14 protein-coding genes are annotated in these 16,067 nt (G+C 73.3%); 5 read left to right on the top strand and 9 right to left on the bottom strand.

Annotation, left to right across the window (positions count from 1 at the left end):
• Nucleotides 1–5 precede the first annotated feature (5 nt).
• Nucleotides 6–2,213: an MMPL family transporter gene (locus tag ACZ3J7_RS03000; protein ID WP_465616572.1), complete on the bottom strand. Its 2,208-nt coding sequence runs from the start codon at nt 2,211–2,213 to the stop codon at nt 6–8.
• 503 nt (nt 2,214–2,716) lie between these two features.
• On the opposite strand from ACZ3J7_RS03000, the gene ACZ3J7_RS03005 reads away from it, so the two are divergent.
• From ACZ3J7_RS03005 to ACZ3J7_RS03015, 3 genes are all read left to right on the top strand, one after another.
• Nucleotides 2,717–4,882: an MMPL family transporter gene (locus ACZ3J7_RS03005; RefSeq protein WP_465616192.1), complete on the top strand. Its 2,166-nt coding sequence runs from the start codon at nt 2,717–2,719 to the stop codon at nt 4,880–4,882.
• A 297-nt stretch (nt 4,883–5,179) separates the two neighbouring features.
• A complete protein-coding gene (locus tag ACZ3J7_RS03010; RefSeq protein WP_376047050.1) occupies nt 5,180–5,383 on the top strand; it encodes a cold-shock protein in 204 nt (67 codons plus the stop codon).
• 184 nt (nt 5,384–5,567) lie between these two features.
• Nucleotides 5,568–7,325: a DEAD/DEAH box helicase gene (locus ACZ3J7_RS03015; protein WP_465616194.1), complete on the top strand. Its 1,758-nt coding sequence runs from the start codon at nt 5,568–5,570 to the stop codon at nt 7,323–7,325.
• Between the two features lie 145 nt (nt 7,326–7,470).
• Here the strand turns inward: ACZ3J7_RS03015 and ACZ3J7_RS03020 are convergent, their stop codons facing one another.
• The gene (locus ACZ3J7_RS03020; RefSeq protein ID WP_465616196.1) at nt 7,471–7,923 is read right to left on the bottom strand and encodes a MarR family winged helix-turn-helix transcriptional regulator; all 453 of its coding nucleotides are present in this window, start codon (nt 7,921–7,923) and stop codon (nt 7,471–7,473) included.
• 103 nt (nt 7,924–8,026) lie between these two features.
• Here ACZ3J7_RS03020 and ACZ3J7_RS03025 point away from each other — a divergent pair, with 103 nt between their 5' ends.
• A complete protein-coding gene (locus ACZ3J7_RS03025; protein ID WP_465616198.1) occupies nt 8,027–8,542 on the top strand; it encodes a hypothetical protein in 516 nt (171 codons plus the stop codon).
• A gap of 289 nt (nt 8,543–8,831) precedes the next feature.
• Entirely contained in the window at nt 8,832–9,149 is a 318-nt protein-coding gene (locus ACZ3J7_RS03030) for a hypothetical protein (RefSeq protein WP_465616200.1), read from the top strand.
• Between the two features lie 74 nt (nt 9,150–9,223).
• On the opposite strand, the gene ACZ3J7_RS03035 is transcribed toward ACZ3J7_RS03030, so the two are convergent.
• The 7 genes from ACZ3J7_RS03035 to cysC all read right to left on the bottom strand — a co-directional run bounded on the left by ACZ3J7_RS03035 (nt 9,224) and on the right by cysC (nt 16,067).
• The gene (locus ACZ3J7_RS03035; RefSeq protein ID WP_465616202.1) at nt 9,224–10,042 is read right to left on the bottom strand and encodes a sirohydrochlorin chelatase; all 819 of its coding nucleotides are present in this window, start codon (nt 10,040–10,042) and stop codon (nt 9,224–9,226) included.
• Nucleotides 10,043–10,046: 4 nt separating this feature from the next.
• Complete coding sequence (locus ACZ3J7_RS03040) at nt 10,047–10,946, bottom strand: ABC transporter permease (RefSeq protein WP_465616204.1); 900 nt, start codon at nt 10,944–10,946, stop codon at nt 10,047–10,049.
• Nucleotides 10,933–11,736: an ABC transporter ATP-binding protein gene (locus ACZ3J7_RS03045; protein WP_465616206.1), complete on the bottom strand. Its 804-nt coding sequence runs from the start codon at nt 11,734–11,736 to the stop codon at nt 10,933–10,935. Before ACZ3J7_RS03045 ends, ACZ3J7_RS03040 begins: the two co-directional genes overlap by 14 nt.
• Before the next feature lie 128 nt (nt 11,737–11,864).
• On the bottom strand, nt 11,865–13,007 hold the full coding sequence (locus tag ACZ3J7_RS03050) for an aliphatic sulfonate ABC transporter substrate-binding protein (protein ID WP_465616208.1): 1,143 nt from the start codon (nt 13,005–13,007) through the stop codon (nt 11,865–11,867).
• A gap of 235 nt (nt 13,008–13,242) precedes the next feature.
• A complete protein-coding gene (locus tag ACZ3J7_RS03055; RefSeq protein WP_465616210.1) occupies nt 13,243–14,562 on the bottom strand; it encodes a sulfate adenylyltransferase subunit 1 in 1,320 nt (439 codons plus the stop codon).
• 3 nt (nt 14,563–14,565) lie between these two features.
• On the bottom strand, nt 14,566–15,504 hold the full coding sequence (gene cysD / locus ACZ3J7_RS03060; protein WP_465616212.1) for a sulfate adenylyltransferase subunit CysD: 939 nt from the start codon (nt 15,502–15,504) through the stop codon (nt 14,566–14,568).
• Nucleotides 15,501–16,067, bottom strand: coding sequence for an adenylyl-sulfate kinase (gene cysC, locus ACZ3J7_RS03065; RefSeq protein WP_388026356.1), 567 nt, complete (start codon nt 16,065–16,067; stop codon nt 15,501–15,503). The genes cysD and cysC overlap by 4 nt, the downstream gene beginning before the upstream one ends.

Raw genomic sequence — 16,067 nt, forward strand, 5'->3', positions numbered from 1 at the left:
GCGGCCTACCGGTGGGCGCCGGCGGCCGCCAGCGGTGCGGGCCGCCGCCCGTCGTCCTCCGCCGCCGGGGCGCCCTCGCCCTCGATCCGGGGGAGCCAGCCCAGCCAGCGCGGGAGGTACCAGTTCCGCTCGCCGAGCAGGCTCATCACGGCGGGGAGCAGCACGGCCCGGATGATCGTCGCGTCGATCAGGACGGCGACGGCGAGGCCGACGCCCATCTGCTTCATGGACTGCATGGAGAGCGTCCCGAAGACCGCGAAGACGCCGACCATGATGACCGCGGCGCTGGTGACGACGCCGGCCGTGGTGCGGATGCCGTGGGCGACGGCGGCGCGGGTCTCCAGGCCGCGGTCGCGGGCCTCCTTGATCCGGGAGACCACGAAGACGTGGTAGTCCATCGAGAGGCCGAAGAGGATCACGAAGAGGAACAGCGGGACCCAGCTCTCCACCGCGCCGACGCCCGCGGTGCCGATCAGCGAGGCGCCGACGCCGTGCTGGAAGACCAGCGCGAGCACGCCGTAGGCCGCGCCGACCGAGAGCAGGTTGAGCACCACGGCGGTGACGGCGACGGCCAGCGAGCGGAAGGAGAGCAGCATCAGCAGGAAGGCGAAGGCGACCACGAAGCCGAGGACCGGCAGCATCGAGTCGGACATCTGCTGGTTGAAGTCGACCGAGCCGGCGGTGCTGCCGGTGACCGGCGCCTCGGTGCCGGGCACCCTGCCGACCGTGGCGGGCACGACCTCCTCGCGCAGGGCCTTCAGCGCGGCGGCGGAGGTCTCGTCGTTGCCGCTGCCGTAGAGCGGGATGTCGACCGTCGCGACGTTCTGCGCGGCGTGCACCTCCACCTCGGTGGGACCGTGCATCCGCCCGGTGGCGAGGGCGCGGGACTGCAGGTCGGCGAGGGCCCGGGTCATCTCCGGGGAGGTGATGTCGCGGGCCTTGACCACGACGGTGGCGGGGGAGGGGCTGCCGGGGAAGGCGGCCTCGACCCGCTGCGAGGTGGCGACCAGGGCGTTGCCCGCGGGCAGCTGCTGCTGGAAGGTCAGGTTGGCGGTGTGCATGGTCAGCAGCGGGGCGGCGATCGCCAGCAGGACGCCGGTGGCCAGCACGGCGGCGGCCAGCGGGCGGCGCAGCACCGGGGTGAGCACCGCGTTCCAGAACCGGCTGCCCTCCCCGGCGTCCCGCCGCAGGCGGTGCAGGAACGGGACGCGGCCCTTCTCGACCCGGTCGCCCAGCATCGAGAGCAGGGCGGGCAGCACGGTCAGCGAGCCGAGGACGGCGGTGACCACGACCACGATGGTGGCGAAGGACATCGCCCGGAAGTCGGCGATGCCGGTGAGGAACATGCCGGCCATGGCGACCACCACGGTGACCCCGGAGACCAGCACGGCGCGGCCGCTGGTGGCGGCGGCGATCCGCAGCGCGGTGGCGTGGTCGCGGCCGGCCGCCCGCTCCTCGCGCTCGCGGCGCAGGTAGAACAGGCAGTAGTCGACGCCGACGGCCAGGCCGACCAGCAGCATCACCGAGCTGGCGTCGTCGCTGGTGTGCAGCAGGCCGGAGGTCAGGGCGACCAGGCCGCCGGCCGCGACGAACGCGGTGATCGCCAGCACCACCGGCAGCACCGCGGCGACCACGGCCCCGAAGGCGACCAGCAGGATGCCCAGGGCGAGCGGTACGGCCGTCCACTCGGCGCGGGCGAAGTCGTCCTCGAACTGCTCGCTGAACCACTTGCCGGAGCTGGCCTCGCCGTACTCCTCGATCACGAAGTCGGCGTGCTGCCTCTGCGCGCCGGCCACCGCGTCCATCACCGCGGGCACGTTGGCGACGGCGGCCTCGCGGTCCGCCCCGTTCACGGTGAACTGCAGCAGCGCGGAGTGCCGGTCGGCGGAGAGCGCTCCGCTCTCGTACGGGCTGACCGGGTCGCTGACCCGGCCGGTGCCCCGGACGGCGGCCGAGACCTGCTCGACGGCGGCCCGGAAGGCCGGGTCGTCGACCGTCAGCGACCCGCTCTGCACCAGCACGGTCTCGCCGGCCGGGGACGTGATGCCCGCGTCGTCCAGGATCCTCGCGGCCCGGGCGACCTGCCCGGGCATCGACTCGGCGTCGGTGACCTTGTCGGAGCCGTGCACCCCCCCGAGGTAGGAGACGAGGACGACGAACAGGAGCCAGCCGAAGACCGCGGTCTTCCGATGGCGGGCGCTCCAGGCGCCCATGGTGGCGGCGATTCCCTGCTTCACTGCTGCTTCCCCCAGGGTGTCGGGCGGCTGGGACCGCCCCGGTCGGTGGCCCGCGGGACTGCTCCGCGCGGCCCAACCAACGCTAGGAAAGCGCGCCCTGACGGACCATCCGGCTAGGCACCGGCTTTCCCCTGGTCCTGCCCTCAGGGTCATCCCTGGGGTTAACCCCACCCCCGGGGTCGGGGTCTCCTCCTCAGGTGCGGCCCGGCGTCCACCCTGAGGCGGAGCGATCTCCACCCGGAGCACGAGGTGGAGGGCCCCCCGGCCGGGTGACGATGGTGCGGGGCCGGTTCCGTGGCCGCCCCAGGGGGCAGACGCGAAACCCACTTGCCGGGCGGCAAGCAAGGTCCCGTAGGATGCTCACTAGTCCTTACCTGCCGACCGGCTAGTTCCCGCTGAGGGTCCGCGCGCCGGTCAGAGCCGTTGCCCGGTCCCCGTCTCCAGGCGGCGGTGAATCATGCCCAGGAGGCATTTCGAGCATGTTCCACCGACTTGGACACTTCGTCGTCAAGCGGGCCTGGTGGGTGATCGCGGCCTGGGTGGTCGGCATGATCGCCATCGCGGCCACCGCGCCGAAGATCAGCGCACAGACCGACGAGGCCTCGTTCCTCCCCAAGCACTACGAGTCGATCCAGGCCGCAGAGCTCCAGGAGAAGGCCTTCCCGACCAGCTTCACCCCGTCCGCGTACGCGCTGTTCGAGCGCAACGACGGCGGGGCGCTGACCGAGAAGGACAAGGCCGACATCGCCAGGATCACCCAGGGCCTGACCGACAAGAAGATCGACGCGGTCCAGCAGGTCGTGCCGGTCAGCGAGCAGACCACCTCGAAGAACGGCCAGTACGCCCTGTCGCCGATCGCCGTCGACAAGGCCAAGCAGCAGGACTCCAAGGCCTTCGGCGACGTCGCCAAGGAGATCCGCGAGGACGGCAAGGCCCTCGCCCAGGGCACCGACGTGAAGTTCCAGCTCGGCGGCCCGGCCGCCCAGGCGCTGGACCAGCAGGAGGCCTCCGGCTCGGCCGACGCGATCATCGCCATGTCGACCGTGCTGCTGGTCGCGATCATCGTCGGCATCATCTTCCGCAGCGTGCTGGCCGGCCTCCTGCCGCTGCTGGTGTCGCTGATGTTCGCGATGCCGACCGCCAACGGCCTGATCAACTACGTCACCAAGGCCTTCGACCTGGACAGCACGCCGGTCCTCTCGGCGATCCTGATCGTCGTCGTGCTCGGCGTCGGCACCGACTACTTCCTGTTCCTGGCCTTCCGCTACCGCGAGCGGCTGCGGGCCGGCGACGACCGCAAGACCGCCGTGGTCAACGCGGTCGGCCGGGTCGGCGAGGCGATCACCTCGGCGGCCGGCGCGGTCACCATCGCCTTCGCGGCGCTGGTCCTCTCCAGCCTCGGCATGTTCAAGGCGCTCGGCCCGGGCCTGGCCATCGCCGTCGTGGTCACCGCCTTCGCCGCGCTCACCCTCGCCCCGGCGCTGCTCGCCGTCATCCCGGCCAAGGCCGTGTTCTGGCCCGGCAAGAAGTGGCTGCAGGAGCCCAGCGACGCCCGCTTCACCGCGCTCGGCAAGGTCGTCGAGAAGCGCCCCGCGTTCGTCGCGGTCGCCTCCGGCGCGGTGCTGGTCGCCCTCTCGGTCGGCGCCGTCAACTACAACGGCTTCTTCGACCTGGCCGGCAGCTCCATGCCCAAGGACGTGGAGTCGGTGGTCGTCCAGGACAAGCTGGCCAAGGGCTTCTCCGCGGGCGCGGCCGACCCGGCGCACGTCTACCTGACCGACAAGTCCGGCGCGAAGCTCGACCCGGCCGCCTTCGGGTCGTACGCGGCCGAGCTCGCCAAGGTCGAGGGCGTGGCCGCGGCTCCCGCCGAGCCGAAGGTCAGCGAGGACGGCGCCACCGCCGAGTTCACCGTGATGTTCAAGGAGAAGCCGGAGAGCAACGCGGCGATCGACGCCGTCACCAGCCTCCGGGACGTCGCGCACGAGAAGGCCCCGGCCGGCACCGAGGCCAAGGTCGGCGGCATGAGCGCGATCTACAAGGACATCAACCTGGCGATGAACCACGACTACCGGCTGGTCTTCCCGGTCGCGGGTCTGCTCATCCTGCTGATCCTGGGCCTGCAGCTGCGCAGCGTGGTCGCCCCCTGGTACCTGATGGCCTCGGTCGGCCTCGGCTTCACCGCCACGCTGGGCGCCGCCACCGTGCTCTTCCAGAACATCAAGGGCGAGCCCGGCATGATGTTCATGATGCCGATCCTGATCTACCTCTTCGTGGTGGCGATCGGCACCGACTACAACATCCTGATCATCGCCCGCCTGCGGGAGGAGGCCCGCGAGGGCCGCTCCCCCCGCGAGGCGGCCCGCGAGGCGCTGCGCCACGGCGGCCCGACCGTCGCGGCGGCCGGCTTCATCCTGGCGGCCTCGTTCGCGACGTTCATGCTGGCCGGCAACGTCTTCATGCTGGAGTTCGGCTTCGCGATGGCGTTCGGCATCGCGGTGGCGGCCTTCGTGATGGCGATGTTCTTCACCCCGGCGATCACCGCCCTGCTCGGCAACAAGGCCTGGTGGCCCGGTCACGGCGCGATGCCCGACCCCGGCACCACCTCGCTGGACAAGCGCGCGCCGGAGCCGGCCGGCCGGGCCTGACCCGGCGGCGGTAGGAGGTGAGCGAGGGGGCGTGCGGGCCGACCGGTCCGCATGCCCCCTCCGCGCGTCCGCGAAACGTGGTGTGACCAGCGCAACCATTGCCGCCATTGACGAGGACCGACGTGCTATTGTCGAAGCAGTTGCAGTATTGGTTCCCATGAACGTGTGTGTGCGCCTGCTGGTTCCAACCGCCAGGCGCATTTGTTTTGTCCGGTGTTTAGTCTCCGGATGGGGATCGCGGCTACGTGGGGCGCACGAGGTGTGTGTCCCAATGCCCCAGTGAAAGTGGAGACGGTTATGGCTACCGGCACCGTGAAGTGGTTCAACAGCGAAAAGGGCTACGGCTTCATCGAGCAGGACGGCGGCGGCGCCGACGTGTTCGCTCACTACTCGAACATCCAGTCGACCGGCTTCCGTGAGCTGCTCGAGGGCCAGAAGGTCGAGTTCGACGTCACGCAGGGCCAGAAGGGCCCGCAGGCGGAGAACATCCGCCCCATCTGAGTCCCGGCTCACGCCGACTCGTAGATGTCGCAGGCGAGGGCCCGTACCTCCACAGGGTACGGGCCCTCGTCCATGCCGCCCGACGGCCGGGGCGGACCCTCCACCTCTTCGACGGCCGACACGTTTCCCAGCCCCGCGGCGGACCGCCGCGCGTCGGCTGGCGGCCCCAGGAAGTGGAACGCCCATGCCCGAACAGTCCCGTCCCCGCACCGACCGTCCCCGTACCGAGCGCTCCGGCAGCTCCGAGCAGCCGCGCGGCCGCGGCGGCCGGCCGCGCACCGGCGCCGCCCGTAGCGGCGCCCCCCGCACCGGCGGCGGCGAGCAGGCGCGCCGCCCCCGCCGCGGCGGCGGCGCCCCCGCGGCGGCGGTCGCCGAGGACTTCACGCCCGTGCAGGGCACCCCGTCCCGGCCGCCGGCGGCGAGCTTCGCCGAGCTGGAACTGCCCGCCGGGCTGATGAGGGAGCTCGGCGCGCAGGGCGTCACCGAGCCGTTCCCGATCCAGGCCGCGACCCTGCCGGACGCGCTGGCCGGCCGCGACGTGCTCGGCCGCGGCCGGACCGGCTCCGGCAAGACCCTCGCCTTCGGTCTGCCGCTGCTGGTGCGCACCGCCGGCAAGCGGGCCACCGCGCGGCGCCCGCTGGCCCTGGTGCTGGTGCCCACCCGCGAGCTCGCCCAGCAGGTCACCGAGGCGCTCGCCCCGTACGCCGGGGTGCTGAACCTGCGGATCACCACCGTGGTCGGCGGCATGTCGATCACCCGCCAGTCCAACCAGGTCCGGCGCGGCACCGAGGTGCTGGTCGCGACCCCCGGCCGGCTGGACGACCTGATCCAGCGCGGCGACGTGTTCCTGGAGGACGTGGCGATCACCGTCCTCGACGAGGCCGACCAGATGGCCGACATGGGCTTCCTGCCCCAGGTCGTCAAGCTGCTGGAGCAGGTCGCCGAGGGCGGGCAGCGGATGCTCTTCTCCGCCACCCTCGACCGCAACGTGGACCGCCTGGTCAACCGTTTCCTCACCGACCCGGTCACCCATTCGGTCGACCCGTCGGCCGGCGCGGTCACCACCATGGACCACCACCTGCTCCAGCTCGAACCCGCCGACAAGGCCGAGACCACCGCCCGGATCGCCGCCCGCGAGGGCCGGGTCATCATGTTCGTGCACACCAAGCACGGCGCCGACCGCCTCGCCAAGCAGCTGCGCGCCAACGGCGTGGTCGCCGCCGCGCTGCACGGCGGCAAGTCGCAGCCGCAGCGCAACCGCGTCCTCGACCAGTTCCGCGAGGGCGAGGTCACCGCGCTGATCGCCACCAACGTCGCCGCCCGCGGCATCCACATCGACGGCCTCGACCTCGTCGTCAACGTCGACCCGCCGATCGACCACAAGGACTACCTGCACCGGGGCGGCCGCACCGCCCGGGCCGGCGAGTCCGGCACCGTCGTCACCCTCGTGCTGCCCGAGCAGCGCCGCGAGGTCAACCGGCTGATGAGCATCGCCGGGATCCGGGCCACCGTCACCAAGGTCCGCCCCGAGGACGGCGAGCTCAAGCGCATCACCGGCGCCCGCACCCCCAGCGGCGTCGCCGTCACCCTGCCCGTCCCGGCCACCGCCCAGCCCGCCGCCGCCCCCGCGGCCGGCCGGGAGCAGGCGGCGGCCGGCACCGAGAACGGCGGCCGCGGCCGGGGCCGCGGCCGGGGCGGCGCCAAGCCCGCCGACGGCGAGGCCCGCCGCCGCCCCGCCAAGCGCGCCGACGCCGGCCTCCCCAAGGACGTCGACATGAGCGGCAACCCGCGCCGCCCCCGCCCCAAGCAGCGCCCCGGCGGCGGCAGCACGCAGATGGCCGCCGGCTTCATCGGCAAGGCCTCCGGCCGGGCCAAGCCGGGCTCCGGCACGAAGAGCGGCTCCAACTACGGCACGGGCCGCCAGCGCCGCAAGAGCGACTGACGGCCGACCGGGGCCCCGACCGGACCGACCCGGTACGGCGGCCCCGGCCGGACCCGCGGCGCCACCCGGCGACCTGGGCCCGGCCGGGGCCGCCGTCGGCGTTCGGCGCGCGGGCGCCCGGTACGCGGCGGTCGGCCGGGGCGGGTCAGTCCTTCGGCTTCGAGAGTTCGCGGACGGCGGCGGCCAGCGGGGCGAGCTCGGGGCGCTGTTCGGCGGCGGCGAGGGCTTCGGCGAGGGCCCGGTCGTTGGTGGGCCGGGCCTCGGCGAGGAGGGTCAGGCCGGCGGGGGTGACGTTGGTGTAGATGCCGCGCCGGTCGGTGGGGCAGAGGTAGCGGGAGAGCAGGCCGCGGTCCTCCAGGCGGGTGACCAGGCGGGTGGTGGCGCTCTGGCTGAGCACGACCGCGTCGGCGAGCTGGTTCATCCGGAAGTGGCCGCCGTCGCCGTCGTGCTGGTCGGAGAGCACGTCCAGGACGGAGAACTCGCGGACGCTGAGTTCGTGCTCGGCCTGGAGGGCGCGTTCGACGTGCGCCTCGATCCGGCCGTGCAGGGCGGTGAGGGCGCACCAGCCGTGCGCCAGGCCGGGGTCCGGTCGGGTCATGGCCCGTGCTCCCTTCGTCGGTGGGTCCTGTCGGGGACAAGCTTAGTCGGGGCGCGCAAATTCCCGCGTCTGCAAGTATGAGGGGGACGGGAGGAGACCGGCGATGGAGCGGGCGGCACGGCTGGACGCGCAGGAGGCGGCGCTGGACGCACTGCTGGCCGCGCTCGACGAGCGGGTCGGGGCCGGCGGCGAGCCGGACGCGCGGGTCGCGGCGCTGGACGCGCGGGCCCCCGGCTACGCGCAGTACCACCGGATCGGGCACAAGCGGCAGGCCGCCTACCGGCGGCTGGCCGACGACCGGGCGGCGGCCCGGACGCACTACGGGCCGGTGCTGGACGCGCTGCTGGCCGACGACGACCTCTCCTCGCCGTGCTGGCTGGCGCAGGTGCTGGTGGTCGCGGGCGGGCGCCGCCGGCTGCAGGAGGAGCTGGTCGCCGCGGTCGAGGACGGCGGGCCGCTGCGGCAGGCGTGCGCGGTCGGCGCGTGGCGGTGGGCGGACGCTCCGTACCCGGACCTGGCGGAGCGTTTCCGGGCGGCCCGGACGGCCGCGGCGCGGCGGGCCGCGGATCCGTGGGTGCGCGAACGGCTCGACGATTCCCGGCCCCGCCCGAACGGGTGAGGCCGCGCGGGTTTCCCCGCCTTCCCACGGCTCTTCCGTGGTGCAGGGGGACGGCCCCCGAAGGCCGCGGGACGGGCCCGGCCCCGCCTGCCCCTGACATTCCGTGCCCCCACCCGGACTCCTGAATGAGCGTCAAATCCGCTACGGGGAAAAGAAGTCGGGCCGTCCGACCGGACACTGCGGACGGTGCCGGCAGCGGCGTCACCCGGCGGACTCCTCCGGCGCCGGGCCGTTGGCGCCGTCCGCGGCGCGCCGGCGGGCCGCCGGTGACCGGGCGGGGAGCGTCGCGGTGTTCACCGAAGCGGTGGAGCGGGCCGTGGCACTGCGGCAGGCTGCCGGCGACTGGGAGGGCGCCGCCGAGGTGTTCGCCGGGCTGAGCCGGCAGCTGGGGGCCGAAGGCCGCTGGGAGCGGGCCGCCGCGGCCGTCGACCGGGCGGTCGCCCTGTACGAGGGGGCGGGGGACCGGGTGGTCGCAGCCGAACTGCTCACCGACTTCTCCCGCTCCCTCGGGGCGGCCGGGCTCCGCCAGCACGCCGAGATCGCCTCGGCACGTTCGGCCGTCCACCTGCACGCGAGCGGTCGGGCGCAGCCCGCCGGACCGCCGTAACGGCCGGCTCCGGCCCTCGGACGCGAGGGCCGGGGGAGTTCGGCCGCGCCGGGTGGCCGGGTGGCCGGGTCCGGTCAGGCGGTGCGCGCGGCGGGCGTGGCGGCGGGGGAGGCCGCGGCGCGGGCGGCCTCGGCGTGGCGGGTCAGGACCAGGCGGGCGAGTTCCGGGGCGGCGCCGAGGACCGGTGCGAGGTGGTCGGCGCCGCGGGCCGTCGCGGCGGCGGCGATGCGGTCGGGGAGCAGCCCGGGGGCGAGCAGGTACGGGGCGACGGCGGTGGTGCGGACGGCCGGGGTGCGGCGGAGCGCGGCGAGGGCGTCGGCGGTGGTCGGGCCGGTGCCGGAGGCGTGCGCGGGGGTGACGGCGGCCCAGCCCCGGGTGCGGCGCCACTCGGCGGCGACGGCGCGGGTGGTGGCGTTGGCGGCCGGGTCGGAGGAGCCGGCGGCGGCCAGCACGACGCCGGTGCGGGCGCGGACGGCGGGGTCGGCGACGTCCAGGCCGGTCTCGGCGAGCCGGCGGTCGAGGGCGTCCAGCAGCAGCGGGGAGGGGCCGAGGACGTCCGCGACGGGGATCGACGCGCCGGCGGCGCGCAGGGCGGCGGGGATGTCGTGCTTGGCGTGGAAGGCCCGGTTCAGCAGCAGCGGTACGGCGACGGCGTCGGTGAGGCGCGGGGCGACCTGGGCGATCCGGGGCGCGCAGTGGTCCAGGTAGGCGGTGCTGACGGCGAGCCGGGGCGCGAGCGCGCGGACGGCGTCGGCGAGGGCTTCGACGGTCGCGGCGTGCCGGGGGTCGCGCGACCCGTGCGCGAGCAGCAGCAGCGGGGGGACGGCGGTGCCCCCGCGTCCGGGAGCGGACGCGGGGGACGCGGGGAACACGTGCGTGGTGCGGGGTGCCATGGTGTCAGCGCGAGTTGACCAGGAGGCCGCGGCTGCGCAGGACGCGGCGCTCCAGCGGGGAGAAGAACAGCAGGTCGATGGCGACGCCGACGATCAGGATCAGCAGGATGCCGAGGAAGACGCCGGACATGTTGGAGAACTCGCGCTGGTTCTCCAGGAACCGGCCCAGGCCCAGGCCCAGGTCGGGGGAGGAGGCGATGAGTTCGGCGGCCATCAGCGAGCGCCAGGAGAACGCCCAGCCCTGCTTCAGGCCGGAGAGGTAGCCGGGCAGGGCGGCCGGCAGCAGGATGTGCCGGGCGCCGCGCAGGCCGGTCGCGCCGAGGGTCTGGCCGGCCCGCAGGTAGATCGGCGGGACCTGGTCGATGCCGCTGATCAGGCCGTTGGCGATGGACGGGACGGCGCCGAGCAGGATCACCGCGTACATCGCCGAGTTGGTGATGCCGAGCCAGATGATGGCGGCCGGCACCCAGGCAACCGAGGGCAGCGACTGCAGGCCGGAGAGCACCGGGCCGAGCGCGGCGCGGACCGGCTTCAGCTGGGCGACGACCAGGCCGATCGGGGTGCCGATCAGCACGGACAGGCCGAAGCCGGACAGGCCGCGCCAGACGCTGGTCCAGATGATCGAGAACAGGGTTCCCGCGTACCAGAGTTCGGTGAGCGAGTCCCAGACGTCGGCGGGGCTGGGGAGCTTGTCGGGGGTGGTGAGTTCCAGGCTGTAGGCGAGCTGCCAGACCACCAGCACCAGGACCACGCCGAGGACGGGCGGCAGCACCTTCTGCCGCAGCACCGAGGCGAGCGGGGTGCGCTGCGCCTGGACGGTCTCCAGGGCGTCGAGGCCGGCCTCGACGCTGGCGTCGTCGGACGCGGGCTTGGCGAGGGGAGCGGCGGTGTCAGTGCTGGACATGGCGGCGGATCTCCCCACGCAGTTCTTCGGTGATCTCGATGGACAGGTCCGCGACCCCGGCCGACTCGATCCGGCGCGGCTGCGGCAGGTCGATCCGCCACTCCTTGGCGACCCGGCCGGGACGCGAGGAGAGCAGCACGACGCGCTGGGCGAGGCGGACCGCCTCGCGGACGTTGTGGGTGACGAACAGGACGGCGAGCTGCTTCTCCGCCCAGATCCGGGTGATCTCGTCGTGCAGCACGTCCCGGGTGATGGCGTCGAGCGCGGCGAACGGCTCGTCCATCAGCAGCACCTGCGAGCCCTGGGCGAGCGAGCGGGCCAGCGCGACGCGCTGGCGCATGCCGCCGGACAGCTCGTGGACGCGCTTCTTGTAGGAGCCGCCCAGCCGGACGAGTTCGAGCAGCCGCTCGGCCTCGGGCTGCCGTTCGGCCTTGGGGACGCCGGCCAGCCGCAGCGCCAGCTCGATGTTCCGGCCGGCGGTGAGCCAGGGGAACAGCGCGTGGTCCTGGAACATGAGCGCCGGGCGGCCGCCGGGCACCTCGATGGTGCCGGAGCTCGGCCGGTCCAGGCCGGCCACCAGGTTGAGCAGGGTGGACTTGCCGCAGCCGGAGGCGCCGAGCAGCGTGACGAACTCGCCGGGGGCGACGGTGAGGTTGATGTCCTCCAGCACCGGTGCGGCGGTGCCGGGGCGGCCGAAGGTCTTGTGCACGTGCGAGATCCGGACGGCGTGGTCGCCGTCCGGACGTCCCGCGCCGGGGGCGTCGGGCGAGGTGGTCAGTGCCGTGGTCACGGGCACCTCCTGCGGGTGTGGTTCCGGGCAGGGCGGGGATCGGTGTCCGGGGTCCGACCCCGCGCCCGCCCGTTGAGTGGGCATCGGTCGGGCGGGCGCGGGGTGCGGACCTCGGGGCCTGGAGGGACTTACTTGGCGCCCAGGCCGGCGTCGGCGACGGCCGGCTGGTTGTTCGCCTTCAGCACCTTGTTGAGCAGGGTCAGGTCGTAGATCCCGGCCAGGTTCGGCTTCTTGAGCAGACCCGCGGTGACGGCGTGGTCGGCCTCGGCCTGCAGGGTGCCGGCCAGCGGGTCGTCGATGAAGTCGATGTCCTGCCACGCCGGGTCGAGGATCGCGGTGTCCAGGGCGTTGCCGGCGTCGGCCTTGATCTGCTCGTTGGCGGCGGTCTTGGCCTGGTCGGAGTTGGCCTTGATCCAGGCGTTGGTCTTCACCGAGCCGCGCAGCACCGCCTCCACCACGTCCGGGTGCTCGGTGAGGAACTTCTGCGAGACGATGATGTTGGTGATGACGAACTTCTTGTCGGGCCAGACGTCCTTCTCGTTGAGCAGGACCTTCGCGCCCAGGCTGACCAGCTTGGAGGCGGTCGGCTCGGGCACCCACGCGCCGTCGATGGAGCCGGACTTGTACGCGTCGGGGGTGACCTTGTTGTCGGTGCGCAGCACCTTCACGTCGCCGTCGCCGGTCTGGGCGTCGACCTTGTAGCCCTTCTCCGACAGGTAGTTGAGCAGGGCGACGTCCTGGGTGTTGCCGAGCTGCGGGGTGGCGAGCTTCTTGCCCTTGAGGTCGTCCAGGGACTTGATCTTGTCCGGGTTGACGACCAGCTTGACGCCGCCGGAGGCGGAACCGCTGATGATCTTCAGGGACTTGCCGCCGGACTGGGTGTAGCCGTTGATCGACGGGGAGGGGCCGATCCAGCCGATGTCGATCGAGCCGGCGTTCAGCGCCTCGATCTCGGCCGGGCCGGCGTTGAAGACCTGGGTCTTGATCTTGGTGCCGCCCAGCTCCTGCTGGATGATGCCCTGCTTCAGGCCGACCAGCGCGGTGCCGTGGGTCAGGTTGGCGAAGTAGCCGATCTTCACGGTGTCCGCGGAGAGCTTCGCGCCGGAGGCGGCCGGTGCCGCGGAGGCCTTGTCGTCGCTCTTCGCGCCGTACGAGCAGGCCGAGAGCAGGCCGGCGGTGGTCAGCACGGCGACGGCCGCCACGGTGGCGCGTCTGATCCGGCCGGCGGCGGGGCGTGCGGAGGTATGGGTGGGCTGGGTGTTCGGTGCCATGAGAGAGGTGTCCCGTTTCGAGAGAGAAGGAAGTGCGTGCCTGGAGTGCGGTCGGAGGCCGGGCCGCCTCCGTCGTTCCCGCTGTGGGGAGGAACGACGGCAGCGGGCCCGGTGACAGGGGCTCAGCGCCCCTGTCCGCCCCCACATCGCGTCAGGCCGCCCTGGCCGCTGCCGAGGACGCCGCTGCCGATGCGGCCGCCTTCCTTGTCCATGCCCGAGAACGCCTCGCTGGGCATCAGACCCAGTCCTCCTCGTGGGAAGCGTCGGTGGTGCTGACGGTGTCGAAGGCCTCGCCCGCCATGCCGGCGGTGAGGGTGGTGCCGTCGGACGGGTCGATCAGGACGAACGAACCCGTGCGGCGGTTGTCGGTGTAGTCGTCGAGGGCCAGCGGCTCGGCGGTGCGCAGCACCACGTGGCCGATGTCGTTGACGTTCAACCCCTCGGCGCCGGAGCGCTGTTCGAGGGTGTCGATGTCGATCCGGTACGAGATCTCCTTGACGAGGGCGCGCACGGTGCGGGTGGTGTGCTTGAGCAGCACCTTCGCGCCGACGTGCAGCGGGCGCTCGTTCAGGTGGCAGACCGTCGCCCGGATGTCCTTGGTGGGGACGGGCAGCGGGCCGGCCGCGATCAGGTCGCCGCGGGAGATGTCGATGTCGTCCGCGAGGCGGACGGTCACCGACTGCGGGGCCCAGGCCAGTTCGGTGGCGACGCCGAGCGCGTCGATCGCCGCGACGGTGCTGGTGTGGCCCGAGGGCAGCACCGTCACCGCGTCGCCGACCCGCAGCACGCCGGAGGCCAGCTGGCCCGCGTAGCCGCGGTAGTCGTGGTGCTCCTCGCTCTGCGGCCGGATCACGTACTGGACCGGGAAGCGGACCGGCTCGGCGCTCGGGTCGGTGCCGACCGGCACCGTCTCCAGGTGCTCCAGCAGCGTCGGGCCGCCGTACCAGTCCATGTGCGCGGAGGGCTCGACCACGTTGTCGCCGGCCAGCGCCGAGATCGGCACCGCCACGACGTCCTTGACCCCGAGCGAGGCCGCGTACGCGGTGAACTCGGCGGCGATGGCGGCGAACACCGGCTCCGCGTACGCGACCAGGTCCATCTTGTTGACGGCCAGCACGACGTGCGGGACGCGCAGCAGGGCGGCGACCGCGGCGTGCCGGCGGGTCTGCTCGACCACCCCGTTGCGGGCGTCGACGAGGACCACGGCCAGCTCGGCGGTGGACGCGCCGGTCACCATGTTGCGGGTGTACTGCACGTGGCCGGGGGTGTCGGCGAGGATGAACCGGCGCCGGGCGGTGGCGAAGTAGCGGTACGCGACGTCGATGGTGATGCCCTGCTCGCGCTCGGCCCGCAGGCCGTCGGTGAGCAGCGCCAGGTCGGGGGCGTCCTGGCCGCGCCGGCGGGAGGCGTGCTCGACGGCCTCCAGCTGGTCGGCCAGCACCGACTTGGAGTCGTGCAGCAGCCGGCCCACCAGCGTGGACTTGCCGTCGTCGACGGAGCCCGCGGTGGCGAAGCGCAGCAGCGAGGTGGCGGTCGCTTCCTGGGTGGTGCTCATTGCTTAGAAGTACCCCTCGCGCTTGCGGTCTTCCATGGCGGCCTCGGACATCTTGTCGTCGGCGCGCGTCGCCCCTCGTTCGGTGAGGCGGGAGGCGGCGATCTCGGCGATCACGGCCTCGATGGTGTCGGCGTCGGAGTCGACGGCGCCGGTGCAGGACATGTCGCCGACGGTGCGGTAGCGCACCAGCCGGGTCTCGGTCTCCTCGGTGGCCTTCGGGCCGCCCCACTCGCCGGCGGTCAGCCACATGCCGTCGCGCTTGAACACCTCGCGCTCGTGGGCGTAGTAGATCTCCGGGAGCTCGATGTTCTCGCGCTCGATGTACTGCCACACGTCGAGCTCGGTCCAGTTGGACAGCGGGAAGACCCGGACGTGCTCGCCGGCCGCGTGCCGGCCGTTGTACAGCGACCACAGCTCGGGGCGCTGGCGGCGCGGGTCCCAGGCGCCGAACTCGTCGCGCAGCGAGAAGACGCGCTCCTTGGCGCGGGCCTTCTCCTCGTCGCGGCGGCCGCCGCCGAACACGGCGTCGAACTTGTTGGACTCGATGCCGTCCAGCAGCGGGACGGTCTGCAGCGGGTTGCGCAGCCCGTCCGGGCGCTCGCGCAGCACGCCGCGGTCGATGTAGTCCTGCACCGCGGCGACGTGCAGCCGCAGGTTGTGCTTGGCGACCGCGCGGTCCCGGTACGCCAGCACCTCGGGGAAGTTGTGCCCGGTGTCGACGTGCAGCAGGGCGAACGGCACCGGCGCGGGCGCGAACGCCTTCAGCGCCAGGTGCAGCATCACGATGGAGTCCTTGCCGCCGGAGAACAGGATCACCGGCCGCTCGAACTCGCCCGCGACCTCGCGGAAGATGTGCACCGACTCCGCTTCGAGGGCGTCCAGGTGGGACAGCGCGAAGGGCGTGTCCTCGGCCCGGAACAGGCGCTGCGTGGTGACGGTCATGCCAAGCCCCTCTCGGTCAGGAAGGCGTGCAGTTCTTCGGCGGACTCGGCCACCGACCGGCCCTGCGTCTGCAGGCGCAGCTCCGGCTTCTCGGGGGCCTCGTACGGGTCGTCGACCCCGGTCAGGCCGGAGATCTCACCGGCCGCCTGCTTGGCGTACAGGCCCTTGACGTCCCGCTCGGAGCAGAGCTCGACCGGGGTGGCGACGTGGATCTCCAGGAACTCGGTGCCGTGGGCGGCGTGCCGCTCGCGGACGGCGGCCCGGGAGTCGGCGAACGGGGCGATCACCGGGGCGAGCACCTTGACGCCGTTGGCGGCCAGCTTCTCGGCGACGAAGCCGATCCGGGTGACGTTGGTGTGCCGGTCCTCGCGGGAGAAGCCCAGGCCCTTGGAGAGGAACTCGCGGATCTCGTCACCGTCCAGCACCTCGACCCGGTGGCCCTCGGCGCGCAGCCGCTCGGCCAGCGCGAACGCGAGGGTGGTCTTGCCCGCGCTGGGCAGGCCGGTCAGCCACACGGTGGCGCCGCGCTCGCGGCCGGCGGCCTCGGTCTCGGCGGTGGTCAC

The sequence above is a fragment of the Kitasatospora sp. NPDC015121 genome (genome assembly GCF_055562955.1).

Coding starts and splice junctions, on each gene's coding strand:
- ACZ3J7_RS03000 (WP_465616572.1), bottom strand. CDS start 2,213: ATGGGCGCCTGGAGCGCCCGCCATCGGAAGACCGCGGTCTTCGGCTGG.
- ACZ3J7_RS03005 (WP_465616192.1), top strand. CDS start 2,717: ATGTTCCACCGACTTGGACACTTCGTCGTCAAGCGGGCCTGGTGGGTG.
- ACZ3J7_RS03010 (WP_376047050.1), top strand. CDS start 5,180: ATGGCTACCGGCACCGTGAAGTGGTTCAACAGCGAAAAGGGCTACGGC.
- ACZ3J7_RS03015 (WP_465616194.1), top strand. CDS start 5,568: ATGCCCGAACAGTCCCGTCCCCGCACCGACCGTCCCCGTACCGAGCGC.
- ACZ3J7_RS03020 (WP_465616196.1), bottom strand. CDS start 7,923: ATGACCCGACCGGACCCCGGCCTGGCGCACGGCTGGTGCGCCCTCACC.
- ACZ3J7_RS03025 (WP_465616198.1), top strand. CDS start 8,027: ATGGAGCGGGCGGCACGGCTGGACGCGCAGGAGGCGGCGCTGGACGCA.
- ACZ3J7_RS03035 (WP_465616202.1), bottom strand. CDS start 10,042: ATGGCACCCCGCACCACGCACGTGTTCCCCGCGTCCCCCGCGTCCGCT.
- ACZ3J7_RS03040 (WP_465616204.1), bottom strand. CDS start 10,946: ATGTCCAGCACTGACACCGCCGCTCCCCTCGCCAAGCCCGCGTCCGAC.
- ACZ3J7_RS03050 (WP_465616208.1), bottom strand. CDS start 13,007: ATGGCACCGAACACCCAGCCCACCCATACCTCCGCACGCCCCGCCGCC.
- ACZ3J7_RS03055 (WP_465616210.1), bottom strand. CDS start 14,562: ATGAGCACCACCCAGGAAGCGACCGCCACCTCGCTGCTGCGCTTCGCC.
- cysD (WP_465616212.1), bottom strand. CDS start 15,504: ATGACCGTCACCACGCAGCGCCTGTTCCGGGCCGAGGACACGCCCTTC.